Origin of the sequence: Mesorhizobium sp. M1A.F.Ca.IN.022.07.1.1, from assembly GCF_003997575.1 — a bacterium.
Taxonomy (GTDB): Bacteria; Pseudomonadota; Alphaproteobacteria; order Rhizobiales; family Rhizobiaceae; genus Mesorhizobium.
This window is the reverse complement of record NZ_RZST01000182.1, coordinates 1-11,879: the sequence shown is the minus strand read 5'-3', so window position 1 is coordinate 11,879 and position 11,879 is coordinate 1. Positions and strand designations below refer to the sequence as shown.

The window sequence follows — 11,879 nt, the reverse complement described above, 5'->3', positions numbered from 1 at the left end:
AATATCCGCTGGTGCTGGCTTCGATGACCGCGACGCGCGGCAACCAGATCAAGGCGGCCGAGCTTCTGGGCCTCAACCGCAACACGCTGCGCAAGAAGATCCGCGAGCTTGGCGTCAACGTCTACAAGCCCGCCAGGCAGCCCTGACTTTGCCTTCACTTTTGGGGATTAAGTCGGGGAAAGATTTCCGTCCCGGCCACACTTGTTGCATAATCGCCACAATGCGTTGCATACATCCGACGCAATGACCGACTCTAGACGGCGATATGGCTGCTGAGGCTCCGACACTGAACCAACCGCTTTTCAGCCGGGCCGGCGTTCGCGACGGCCGCCGGCTGCTGGCGCTGCCCGGCGTGGTCGCGATCGTCGGCGCCATGATCACCGCAGCGATCTCGTTTGCAATCCTTGTCGGTGCGACCCCGATCGCGCCGAATGCAAACGCCACCTGGGCGTTGATCGCGCTCAACGCCGTCTTCGTCCTCTTCCTGATCGCTCTGATCAGCCGCGAGATCCGCCGCATCGTCATGGCCCGCAGGCACGGCCGTGCAGCATCGCGGCTGCATGTGCGCATCGTCGCCATGTTCGCGCTGGTCGCCGCCATCCCGGCGATCATGGTCGCGATCATCGCCTCGATCACGCTCGATATCGGCCTCGATCGCTGGTTCGAGATCCGAACCAAAACGATCGTCAATTCGTCGCTGTCGATCGCCGATGCCTATGTCCAGGAAAATGCCCGCAACCTGCAGGGCACGACCCTGTCGATGGCCTACGACCTCGATGCCTCGCGCACGCTCTACGGGCTCGACCGCACCGGCTTCCTCGACCTCATGAACAAGGAGGCCGTCGGCCGCGGACTGGCGCATGCGGCGCTGATCAAGCCTGACGGCTCTTTCGTCATGAGCGCCAAGACCGACGCCGACTTCGCCATGCCTGAGCCGCCCCCTGGCGCGGTCAACACGGCCGCTGACGGCAAGCCGGTGCTGATCGAGCCGCGCACCCGCAACATCATGGGCGCCATCGTCAAGTTGCGCGAGATCGAAGGTCTTTATCTCTACACGATCCGGCTCGTCGACCCGGACGTTATCAAGGCGCGGCAGATCGTTCGGTCGAACACCGACGAGTATCGCGGACTGGAAGAGAACCGTCGCACTTCGCAAGTCGCGTTCGCGCTGCCCTATCTGTCGCTGACCCTGATCGTCATCCTGTCGGCGATCTGGACCGGCATCGCCGTGGCGGATCGAATTGTCCGGCCGATCCGCCAGCTGATCGGCGCGGCCGACGAGGTGGCCACCGGCAATCTCGACGTCGCCGTCCCCGTGCGTCAATCGGACGGCGACGTCGCTTCGCTCGGCGAGACCTTCAACAACATGATCCTCGAGCTCAAATCGCAGCGCAACGAGCTGCTGTCGGCCAAAGACCTGATCGACGAGCGGCGGCGGTTCTCGGAGGCGGTGCTGGCTGGCGTGACCGCAGGGGTCATCGGCGTCGATCCGTACGGCGTCATTACCATCGCCAATCGCTCGGCCGAAACGATGCTGGCGATCTCGGCGAGTGCCGCGCTCGGACAGAACCTCTCCGCCATCCTGCCGCATGTCGGTCGCGTCTTCGAGATCGGGCGCCAATCCGGCAAGCCGGTCTATCGCGAGCAGGTGACTTTCTTCCGCGCCGGCATGGAACGGACTTTCAATGTCCAGGTCACCGTCGAGGCCGGAGACGACGGCTCGGAGGAAAAATCCTATGTCGTCACCATCGACGACATCACCGATCTCGTGCAGGCGCAGCGGTCCTCGGCCTGGGCCGATGTGGCGCGGCGCATTGCCCATGAGATCAAGAATCCACTGACGCCCATCCAGCTCTCGGCCGAGCGCATCAGGCGCCGTTACGGCAAGGTCATCACCGAGGACCGTGAAGTCTTCGATCAGTGCACCGACACCATCATCCGTCAGGTCGAGGACATCGGCCGCATGGTCGACGAATTCTCGGCCTTCGCCCGCATGCCGAAGCCGGAGATGAAGGTGATAGACCTGCGCGAGTCGCTGCGCGAAGCTTCGTTCCTGGTGGAAGTCAGCCGCTCCGACATTGCTTTCCAGCGTGATTTCGGCAACGAGCCGCTCAAGGGAACGTTCGACAGCCGCCTGATGGCGCAGGCCTTCGGCAACGTCATCAAAAACGCCGCCGAGGCCATCGACGGACTTGATGCGCAAGACCGTTCCGACGGCACAATCCGGATTCAAGCCGGGCGCCAAGATGGCGCCATAAGAATCGATGTTATCGACAACGGCAAAGGGCTGCCGCGCGAGAATCGGCAGCGACTGCTCGAGCCCTACATGACGACGCGCGAAAAAGGCACTGGCCTTGGCCTCGCTATCGTCAAGAAGATCGTGGAGGACCATGGCGGCCGGCTCGAATTGCACGACGCGCCGCCCGATTTCCACGGCGGCCGGGGCGCGATGATCTCGATCATCCTGCCGCCGGCGGCGGTCGTCGCCGCGCCGCCACGCGGCGAAGGCCGCGACGAACACGAACGAGAAACTGAAAAGGTCGGTAATGGCGTCTGACATTCTCATCGTCGATGACGAGGAAGACATCCGCGAACTGGTCGCCGGTATCCTGAGCGACGAAGGTCACGAAACCCGCACGGCACACGATGCCGACAGCGCGCTGGCGGCGATTGCCGATCGCGCGCCACGGCTGATTTTCCTCGACATCTGGCTGCAGGGCTCGCGCCTCGACGGCCTGGCGCTGCTCGACGAGATCAAGACGATGCATCCGAACATGCCGGTGGTGATGATCTCCGGCCACGGCAACATCGAAACGGCGGTGTCGGCCATCCGGCGTGGCGCCTATGATTTCATCGAGAAGCCGTTCAAGGCCGACCGTCTCATCCTGATCGCCGAGCGCGCGCTGGAAACTTCGAAATTGCGGCGCGAGGTCTCCGACCTCAAGCTGCGCAGCGGCGAGACCTTCGACCTGATCGGCATGTCGTCAGCGATGAGCCAACTGCGGCAGACCATCGAGCGTGTCGCACCCACCAACAGCCGCATCATGATCATCGGTCCGTCGGGTTCCGGCAAGGAACTGACGGCGCGCGCCATCCACGCGCTGTCGGCGCGCAAGAACGGGCCGTTCGTGACGCTGAGCGCCGCCACCATCACCCCGGAACGTATGGAGATCGAGCTGTTCGGCACCGAATCGAACGGCACCGAACGCAAGGTCGGCGCGCTGGAGGAGGCGCATCGCGGCATCCTCTACATCGACGAGGTCGCCGACATGCCGCGCGAGACGCAGAACAAGATTCTGCGCGTGCTGGTCGAGCAGCAGTTCGAGCGGGTAGGGGGCACAAAGCGGGTCAAGGTCGACGTCCGCATCATCTCCTCCACAGCGCAAAACCTGGAGGCCATGATTGCCGATGGCCGCTTCCGCGAGGACCTCTATCATCGCTTGGCGGTGGTCCCCGTCACTGTGCCGGGTCTCGCCGAACGGCGAGAGGATATTCCGTATCTCGTCGACAATTTCATGAAGCAGATCGCGCGGCAGGCCGGTATCAAGCCGCGCCGCATCGGTGACGACGCGCTGGCCGTGCTGCAGGCGCACAACTGGCCGGGGAACGTGCGCCAGCTGCGCAACAATGTCGAGCGGCTGATGATCCTGGCGCGAGGCGGAGACGTCGACGCCCCGATCACCGCTGACCTTCTGCCCTCCGAGATCGGCGACGTCATGCCGCGCACACCCAACCAGTCGGACCAGCACATCATGGCGCTGCCGCTGCGCGAGGCGCGCGAGCAATTCGAGAAGGACTATCTGATCGCACAGATCAACCGCTTCGGCGGCAACATCTCGAAGACGGCCGAGTTCATCGGCATGGAGCGATCAGCCTTGCACCGCAAGCTGAAGTCGCTGGGCGTGTAAAGGCAATCCAGGAAAAGTGTGCAGCGCCGGTTGGGGTCGGCGGCTTCGCCGTACCATTCCGTCCGGAATTGCCCAAAGCCGGCTGGCCCACGCGATTGTTCATTACGGCAGCGGCGGAATCGCTTAAGAGAGCCGGACATTTCCCTGAGGTAGCCCATGCCGCGCATTGCCTATGTGAACGGGCGCTACGTCGCCCATGCCGAAGCCCGGGTCCATATCGAGGATCGCGGCTATCAGTTCGCTGACGGCGTCTATGAGGTCTGCGAGGTGGCGCGCGGCTTTATCGTCGACATGCCGCGCCATCTGGCCCGGCTTAAGCGCTCGCTCAAGGAATTGTCGATCGCATGGCCCGTCTCGGAAGGCGTCCTGCCGATACTGCTGCGCGAGGTGGTGCGCCGCAACAACGTCGTCAACGGCCTCGTCTATCTCCAGGTGACGCGCGGCGTCGCCAGCCGTGAATTCGTCTTTCCGGCAGCCGGCACCCGTCCGTCCTTGGTTATAACCGCCCGGAAGGCCGACCCCTCTGCTGCCGCCAAGCGGGTTGAGACCGGCATCAAGGTCATCACCGTCCCGGAGAATCGCTGGGACCGCGTCGACATCAAGAGCACCGGCCTGCTTGCCAATGTGCTCGCCAAGCAGAAGGCCAAGGAAGCCGGCGCCCAGGAGGCCTGGTTCGTCGACTCCGACGGCACGGTCAAGGAGGGCGGCTCGTCCAATGCCTGGATCGTCACCCGCGACGGCGTTCTGGTGACGCGGCCGGCCGAACACGGCATCCTGCGCGGCATCACCCGCACGACACTGTTCGACGTCGCCGAAAAGCTCGGTCTGACGATCGAGGAGCGTGGGTTTTCGATCGCCGAAGCCAAGGCAGCGCGGGAGGCTTTCATCAGTTCCGCGACCACGATCGCCATGCCGGTAGTCGAAATCGACGGCGCGCCGATCGCAAACGGCCACCCCGGCTCCATGACACTTTCGTTGCGGCAGGCATTTTTTGACATTGCGGAAAAAAGTCCAGCCTGATAACCGCAAAGGTGGAATGAACCTCAACTATCTCGTTCTGCTTGTCGTTTAGGCGGCAAGAGGGGGTTTGCGCGCTTGACAGGCGCCGCGTAATTTGGCGCATTGGCCTGCAGACCGAAGGGGATCGGCGAAAGACAAAAACAATGGCGGAACGATCGCAAAACCTTCAGGACCTGTTCCTGAATTCAGTTCGCAAGAGCAAAAATCCACTTACCATCTTTCTCATCAACGGTGTGAAGCTGACCGGCGTGGTCACTTCGTTCGACAATTTCTGTGTGTTGTTGCGGCGCGACGGGCATTCCCAGCTCGTCTACAAGCACGCCATTTCCACGATCATGCCGAGCCAGCCGGTTCAGATGTTTGATGGCGAGGAAGGCCAGGGCGCCTGATTGGCACGTGAGCAGGACGCGGACCGCAGAGTTCGCGGGAAACAAGGACATCAACTTGGGCCGGAAGCCAAGGATCCGACCCGGGCCGTTGTCATTGTGCCGGTGCTTGCGCGCCAGCCGCGGGGCGATGACGATTCGAGCCGCCCGCGCCTGAGCCGCTCGGCGGATGCCCGCCACGACGAGGCGGTCGGGCTTGCCAGCGCCATCGACCTGGACCCGGTCCACACCGCGGTGGTGACGGTCACCGATCCCCGCCCGGCAACGCTGCTCGGCAGCGGCAAGGTGGCGGAATTCGCCGACATCGTGAAGGAACGCAAGGCGGAATTGGTCATCGTCGACCATCCGCTCACGCCGGTACAGCAGCGCAATCTCGAGAAGGAACTGAACGCCAAGGTGCTCGACCGCACCGGGCTTATCCTTGAGATCTTCGGCGAGCGCGCCAGGACCAAGGAAGGCACCCTGCAGGTCGAGCTGGCGCATCTCAACTATCAGAAGGGTCGGCTGGTGCGCAGTTGGACCCACCTCGAACGGCAGCGCGGCGGCGCGGGTTTCCTGGGCGGTCCCGGCGAAACGCAGATCGAATCCGACCGGCGGATCCTGCAGGACAAGATCACCAAGCTCAAACATGAGCTGGAAACGGTTCGCCGCACCCGCGACCTGCACCGCGCAAAACGCAAGAAGGTGCCATTTCCGGTAGTTGCGATCGTCGGCTACACCAATGCCGGAAAGTCGACGCTGTTCAACCGGCTGACCGGGGCAGGGGTGCTGGCGGAGGACATGCTGTTCGCCACGCTCGATCCGACGCTGCGCCGCGTGCGCCTGCCGCACGGCACGCCGATCATCCTGTCGGACACGGTCGGCTTCATCTCGGACTTGCCGACTCATCTGGTCGCGGCCTTCCGGGCGACGCTGGAAGAGGTCGTCGAGGCCGATCTCGTGCTGCATCTGCGCGATATCTCTGATCCGGACACGGCAGCGCAGGCCGAGGATGTCGAGCGCATCCTTGGCGATCTCGGCGTCGATGCCGCGGACACCAGCCGCGTGATCGAGGTGTGGAACAAGATCGACCTGCTCGACGAAGGCAATCGCGAGCGCCTGCTTGCCGAGAGCGCCGGCGGCAAGGCGCCGCCGATCGCGATATCGGCAGCGACCGGCGAGGGGATCGATGCGCTCAAGGCGCTCATCGAGGCCAGAGTGTCGGGCGAGTTGGAAACGATGACGGTGACGTTGAGCCCGGCTGAGCTCGGCCAGGTCGACTGGCTCTATCGCAATGGCGATGTCGTCTCGCGGAGCGACAATGAGGACGGCAGCGTCACCATCTCACTGACGGCCACGCACAGCGCCCGCCAGGAGATCGAGACCCGGCTGAACCGCAGGAACCACGGCTAGGCCGCTGCTTATCTTGCGTTTTTGGCCTGCTGCCAGAGGGCTTCCATCTCGTCCAAAGTCGCCTGTTCCAGCGACCTCCCGGAAGCCTCCAACTCCCGCTCGACATAATGGAAGCGCGAGCGGAACTTCTCGTTGGTGCCGCTCAGCGCGGCTTCGGCATCAAGTCTCAAATGGCGGCCGAGATTGACGACGGCAAACAGCATGTCGCCGAACTCATCCTTGATGGGTGCCGCGTCGCCCGTGACCAGCGCCTCGCGCAGCTCGCCGATCTCTTCCTCTATCTTGTCGAGGATGGGTGCTGCCTCGCTCCAGTCGAAGCCGACGCGCGCAGCCTTCTCCTGCAGCTTCAACGCGCGGGTCAGCGCAGGGAGCGCAACCGGCACGCTATCGAGATAGCCCTTGCCGTGATCTTCCGGGTCGAGGCCGCGCGCGATGCGGGCGTTGCGCTTGTCGGCCTTCTCCACCGCCTTGATCTTCTCCCACATGCCCTTGGCCATGCCGGCGCTGCGCGCCTTCTCGTCGCCGAAGACATGCGGGTGACGGCGGATCATCTTGGTGGTGATCGCCTCGACAACGTCGCCGAACGCGAACTCGCCAATCTCCTGCGCCATCTGCGCGTGGTAGACGACCTGCAGCAGAAGGTCGCCCAGTTCCTCTCGCAGATCGTCGAAGTCGCCGCGCGCGATCGCATCCGCCACTTCATAGGCTTCCTCGATCGTGTAGGGGGCGATGGTGGAAAAGTTCTGCTCGATGTCCCAGGGGCAGCCGGTCTTCGGCGCTCTGAGTGCCGCCATGATCTCGATCAGACGGGAGATGTCTTTGGAGGGTTTCATGCAACAAACCCTAGCGCGCGCCGCGGCGGGCGACCAATCCCGCCGGCTGGCAAAAGCCGATTGTCCACAGTTGCGCCGGCACTCAGTCGAGCACCGAAACGATCGCCTTGGCGAGCTCGTCCATGCCGTCCTCAGGCAGACCTGCCACATTGATGCGGCTGTCACCTACCATATAGACGGCGTGCTCGGTGCGCAGACGCTCAACCTGCGCTTCGGTGAGCCCCAGGCGGGAGAACATGCCGCGATGGCTGGCGACGAAATCGAAGCGATCGGAGTTGGATTGCCGGCGCAACGCCTCGGCGAAGGCGACACGCAGCCTGAGCATGCGCAGCCGCATCTCCTCGAGTTCCGTCTCCCAGACCTTCTTCAGATCGGCGTCTTCCAGCACCATGCGTACGGCCGCAGCGCCATGGTCCGGCGGCATCGAATAGAGCGCTCGCGCCGCTGCCAGCATCTGGCTCATAGCCACGTCGGCCTGTGCGCCGTCCTTGGCCATGATCATGGCGGAACCGACGCGGTCGCGATAGACGGCGAAATTTTTCGAGCAGCTCGAGGCGACGACCATCTCGGGCACCTTGCCGGCGAGCAGCCGCAGGCCGGCGGCATCGGCGTCGAGCCCTTCGCCAAAGCCCTGATAGGCGATGTCGACGAAAGGCAGCAGGCCGCGCTCAAGCAGAACGTCGGCAACCTTCGCCCATTGCGCAGCATCCAGATTGGCGCCGGTCGGGTTATGGCAGCAGCCATGCAGCAGCACGACATCCCCGCTAGTGGCGGTCTTGAGCGCCGCCAGCATGTCGTCGAAACGGACAGCGCCGGAAACAGCGTCGAAATAAGGATAGTCGCGCACCTGTAGGCCGGCGGCGCGCATCACCGGCTGGTGGTTCGGCCAGGTCGGATCGGAGAGCCACACCGTCGCGCCCGGCCGCGTGCGCTGCAGAAGCTCGGCCACCAGCCTGAGGGCGCCCGATCCGCCCGGCGCCTGCGCTGCGCGGATGCGCGAATGATCGGCGTTATCGCCGAAGGCAAGCCTGATCATGGCGGCGTTGAAGCCGATGTCGCCGGCGAGGCCGAGATAGGTCTTGGTGTCCTGGCCCGCGAGCAGCCGCTTCTCAGCCTCGCGCACGGCCCGCATCACCGGCGTCCTGCCGTTACGATCCTTGTAGACGCCGACGCCCAGGTCGACTTTGCCGGGGCGCGTGTCGGCGTGGTAAAGGCCGATCAACGCAAGGATCTTGTCGGCGGGCGCGGGCTGCAGGGTCTCGAACATCGATAGGGCTCCAGTGGCGGCGGAGTGATACGCAAATCGGCCGCGCTTCGCCAGCGGTTTCCTCCATATGCCGCTCGGGCGCTCGCTCACCCGAGGCCGGCGCAACTCCTCGCGGGAATCGCAAAAAGAAACGGCAGCCAGGGATTAAAATCCCCACATGCTCCGTAAACAGGGCATGAAACGGTCGATGGCACGCTTCGATATCGTCGGGCAGTTGGGATCGCTGCGGCGCTACGCGCGCTCGCTGACGCGCGACAGCGCCGATGCCGAGGATCTGGTCCATGACGCGCTGGTGCGCGCCTATGAGCGGCGCGGCACCTTTCGCTCGGGCGGCAACCCGCGCGCCTGGCTGCTGGCGATCCTGCACAACATCTTCATCGACCGCATGCGCTCGCGGCGGTCCGAGACAGCGCGCATCGAGCAGGCAGGCCGTCTCGCCGAGCAAAACATGCCGGCGTCCCAGGACCATTCGGTGCGCCTTTCGCAGGTGCGCGAAGCCTTCCTGTCGCTGCCGGAAGAGCAGCGCGCCGCGCTGCATCTCGTCGCCATCGAAGGGTTGAGCTACGCAGAGGCCGCCGAGGTCAGTGGCGTCCCGCTCGGAACCCTGATGTCGCGCATCGGCCGCGCTCGTGCGGCGCTGCGCGAGATGGAGGAGGGCGCTCCGGCGCGCGGCAAAAATCACCTGAGGATCGTGGGAGGTGAATCATGACCGCTATCGTCGATCCGGTGACCGATGCCGATCTCGACGCCTATGTCGATGATCAGCTCGACGTCGCCCGCCGCATCGAGGTCGAGGCGTTCCTGTCCGCTCGTCCCGAAGTGGCCGCGCGTGTGATGTCGGATCTCAGAACGCGCGACGAGTTGCGCGTGGCGCTGGCCGGGCCAGGCGCAATGGCGCGCCCGGCGACGACCGACGCGGCGCGTCGGCTGGAAAGGGTGCTTGCCAGGGACCGAGCCTTTTCCGTGCTGCAGCGCGCCGCGGCCGCCGCCGTGCTGGTGGCGGCAGGGTGGCTTGCGAACGGCGTCTTCGGGCCGATCGCCGTCAGCAAGGTGGTCGCCTCGACGCAGCCGCCCGCCTATGTCGAGGAAGCGGCGAGCGCGCACCGGACGACGCTGGTGCGTGAGACGATGCCGTCCCAGGCCGAGGCGCCGAATTACAATGCCGACGAGATCCGCGCCGCGACCGCGATCGTCATGCCGTCATTGCCCGACGACTGGCGGATCCGCGATGTTCAGATCTATCCGTCGCGGTTCGGGCCGAGCGTCGAGATGGCACTCGAAACGAAGGACCTCGGGCTGGTGTCGCTGTTTGCGATCAGGCCAGGCACGTTCGACGTCGTGAAGCCCACCGTCGCGCCCTTGGGCGATATCTCGTCCGCCTATTTCCAGATCGGCGAGGTCGCTTACGCCGTCGTCGGACAAGGCGATGCCGGCGATCTCGACCGGGCCGCCGAAAAGCTCGCCCGCACTCTCTATTGAAGCAGCCAATCGAACCGACCAACCAAGGAGAAACGAAATGAACAGCCCTAATCTTGGATACCGAATGGGCACCGGCGTCCGGGCCGGTGCCCTCTATGACGAGGGCCTGCGCCGGCACATGCTGCGCGTCTACAACTATATGGGCCTCGGGCTCGTCGTCACCGGCCTCGTCGCCCTTGTTGTGGCCTCGACGCCGGCGCTCTACGTCCCGATCTTCTCCACGCCGCTGAAATGGGTGGTGATGCTGGCGCCGCTCGCCTTCGTCATGTTCTTCTCCTTCAAGATGCAGACGATGTCGGCGGCGAGCGCGCAGGCGATGTTCTGGGCCTTCTGCGCGGTCATGGGCCTGTCGCTGGCTTCCGTGTTCCTGGTGTTCACCGGCACCAGCATCGCGCGCACCTTCTTCATCGCCGCCACCATGTTCGGCGCCACCAGCCTCTACGGCTACACGACCAAGCGCGACCTGACGCAGTTCTCGTCCTTCCTGATCATGGGCCTGATCGGCGTGGTGATCGCGAGCCTCGTCAACCTGTTCCTCGGCTCGACCGCGCTGCAGTTCGCCATCTCCGTGATCGGCATTGCGGTCTTCATCGGCCTGACCGCCTGGGACACGCAGACGATCAAGGAGCAGTATGCCGAGAATTTCGACGCCGAATCGCAACAGAAGCTCGCCGTCTTCGGCGCCTTCTCGCTGTATCTGAACTTCATCAACATCTTCCAGCTGCTGCTGAATTTTACCGGCGAGCGCGAATAGTCCGGACCGTAGCAGGCAACAGCTTCGTACCGTGGCCGACGGGTAAACCGCTGGCCACGGTTTTTCTTTTGGCGTTGCATCTGGCGTGGCAGTGCTGGTCGTTCACGGCGGCTGCTTGAGGGGATGCCGCACTGCCTGCTGCCCTTGAGTTCAGGCGAGGCCTTTTGCTAGCCTGCCGGCCCGAGCAGCCAGTCGCGAGGACGCATGGAACAGCTGACGCTTGACGGTGACGGCATCTCGGCGACCATCGTCGGGCAGGGGGCCGAGTTGGTCTCCTTGCGCGATGCCGAACGCACGCAACTTCTGTGGCAGGCGGGGCCTGAATGGCGGCGTCATTCGCCGGTGCTGTTTCCGATAGTCGGCCGGCTGAAAGGCGACCAGTTGCGCCATCGCGGCAAAGCCTATCCAATGACGCAGCATGGCTTCGCCCGCGACAGGCGCTTTGCCTGGGCGGAGCAGGGGCCTTCCTCTTGCAGGCTGGTCCTAACCGATGACACCGAGACCCGCACCCGCTACCCATTCGCCTTTCGGCTGGCCATAAACTACAGCCTCGGCCCCCGCCAGCTTGGCGTGACCTTCGAGGTCGCCAACACAGGCGACGAGGTGCTGCCGGCCTCGGTCGGCGCCCATCCGGCCTTCAACTGGCCTTTGCTGCCGGAATTGCCCAAGGAAGCCTACCGGCTGACCTTTGCCGACGATGAACCTGCGCCGATACGACGCCTGAAGGACGGGCTGATGCTGCCGACGCCGCAGCCAACGCCCGTCGAGGGCAAGACGCTTGCCCTCTCCGAGCGGCTGTTCGATGACGACGCCGTCATTCTGGACCGGCCCGCCAGCACC

General features: G+C 64.3%; 12 protein-coding genes. 10 read left to right on the top strand and 2 right to left on the bottom strand.

What is annotated here, in order from left to right; genetic code table 11:
* The 6 genes from EOA75_RS19890 to hflX all read left to right on the top strand — a co-directional run.
* Nucleotides 1-146, top strand: a 146-nt coding sequence (locus tag EOA75_RS19890) for a helix-turn-helix domain-containing protein (protein ID WP_164747458.1), incomplete at its 5' end; no start/stop codon positions are given.
* A 119-nt stretch (nt 147-265) separates the two neighbouring features.
* On the top strand, nt 266-2,557 hold the full coding sequence (locus tag EOA75_RS19885) for a PAS domain-containing sensor histidine kinase (protein WP_127324963.1): 2,292 nt from the start codon (nt 266-268) through the stop codon (nt 2,555-2,557).
* On the top strand, nt 2,547-3,908 hold the full coding sequence (locus EOA75_RS19880; RefSeq protein WP_066989715.1) for a sigma-54 dependent transcriptional regulator: 1,362 nt from the start codon (nt 2,547-2,549) through the stop codon (nt 3,906-3,908). Before EOA75_RS19885 ends, EOA75_RS19880 begins: the two co-directional genes overlap by 11 nt.
* 156 nt (nt 3,909-4,064) lie before the next feature.
* A complete protein-coding gene (locus EOA75_RS19875) occupies nt 4,065-4,928 on the top strand; it encodes a D-amino-acid transaminase (RefSeq protein WP_127324962.1) in 864 nt (287 codons plus the stop codon).
* Nucleotides 4,929-5,071: 143 nt separating this feature from the next.
* On the top strand, nt 5,072-5,317 hold the full coding sequence (gene hfq, locus EOA75_RS19870) for an RNA chaperone Hfq (RefSeq protein ID WP_066989720.1): 246 nt from the start codon (nt 5,072-5,074) through the stop codon (nt 5,315-5,317).
* Nucleotides 5,318-6,706 (top strand): GTPase HflX, encoded by a 1,389-nt coding sequence (gene hflX / locus EOA75_RS19865; protein WP_067321349.1) that lies wholly within the window; start codon nt 5,318-5,320, stop codon nt 6,704-6,706.
* An 8-nt stretch (nt 6,707-6,714) separates the two neighbouring features.
* Here the strand turns inward: hflX and mazG are convergent, their stop codons facing one another.
* Both mazG and EOA75_RS19855 read right to left on the bottom strand, forming a co-directional pair.
* Nucleotides 6,715-7,539, bottom strand: coding sequence for a nucleoside triphosphate pyrophosphohydrolase (mazG, locus tag EOA75_RS19860; RefSeq protein WP_127324961.1), 825 nt, complete (start codon nt 7,537-7,539; stop codon nt 6,715-6,717).
* An 82-nt stretch (nt 7,540-7,621) separates the two neighbouring features.
* Complete coding sequence (locus EOA75_RS19855; protein ID WP_127324960.1) at nt 7,622-8,806, bottom strand: amino acid aminotransferase; 1,185 nt, start codon at nt 8,804-8,806, stop codon at nt 7,622-7,624.
* A 187-nt stretch (nt 8,807-8,993) separates the two neighbouring features.
* On the opposite strand from EOA75_RS19855, the gene EOA75_RS19850 reads away from it, so the two are divergent.
* The 4 genes from EOA75_RS19850 to EOA75_RS19835 form a co-directional block, all read left to right on the top strand.
* Nucleotides 8,994-9,515: a sigma-70 family RNA polymerase sigma factor gene (locus EOA75_RS19850; protein ID WP_245307415.1), complete on the top strand. Its 522-nt coding sequence runs from the start codon at nt 8,994-8,996 to the stop codon at nt 9,513-9,515.
* Entirely contained in the window at nt 9,512-10,285 is a 774-nt protein-coding gene (locus EOA75_RS19845) for an anti-sigma factor (RefSeq protein WP_127324959.1), read from the top strand. Before EOA75_RS19850 ends, EOA75_RS19845 begins: the two co-directional genes overlap by 4 nt.
* Before the next feature lie 37 nt (nt 10,286-10,322).
* A complete protein-coding gene (locus EOA75_RS19840) occupies nt 10,323-11,039 on the top strand; it encodes a Bax inhibitor-1/YccA family protein (RefSeq protein ID WP_127217141.1) in 717 nt (238 codons plus the stop codon).
* A gap of 204 nt (nt 11,040-11,243) precedes the next feature.
* Nucleotides 11,244-11,879: aldose 1-epimerase family protein (locus EOA75_RS19835; RefSeq protein ID WP_164747457.1), on the top strand; the 636-nt coding region annotated here is incomplete at its 3' end.

Coding starts and splice junctions, on each gene's coding strand:
- EOA75_RS19885 (WP_127324963.1), top strand. CDS start 266: ATGGCTGCTGAGGCTCCGACACTGAACCAACCGCTTTTCAGCCGGGCC.
- EOA75_RS19880 (WP_066989715.1), top strand. CDS start 2,547: ATGGCGTCTGACATTCTCATCGTCGATGACGAGGAAGACATCCGCGAA.
- EOA75_RS19875 (WP_127324962.1), top strand. CDS start 4,065: ATGCCGCGCATTGCCTATGTGAACGGGCGCTACGTCGCCCATGCCGAA.
- hfq (WP_066989720.1), top strand. CDS start 5,072: ATGGCGGAACGATCGCAAAACCTTCAGGACCTGTTCCTGAATTCAGTT.
- mazG (WP_127324961.1), bottom strand. CDS start 7,539: ATGAAACCCTCCAAAGACATCTCCCGTCTGATCGAGATCATGGCGGCA.
- EOA75_RS19855 (WP_127324960.1), bottom strand. CDS start 8,806: ATGTTCGAGACCCTGCAGCCCGCGCCCGCCGACAAGATCCTTGCGTTG.
- EOA75_RS19850 (WP_245307415.1), top strand. CDS start 8,994: ATGGCACGCTTCGATATCGTCGGGCAGTTGGGATCGCTGCGGCGCTAC.
- EOA75_RS19845 (WP_127324959.1), top strand. CDS start 9,512: ATGACCGCTATCGTCGATCCGGTGACCGATGCCGATCTCGACGCCTAT.
- EOA75_RS19840 (WP_127217141.1), top strand. CDS start 10,323: ATGAACAGCCCTAATCTTGGATACCGAATGGGCACCGGCGTCCGGGCC.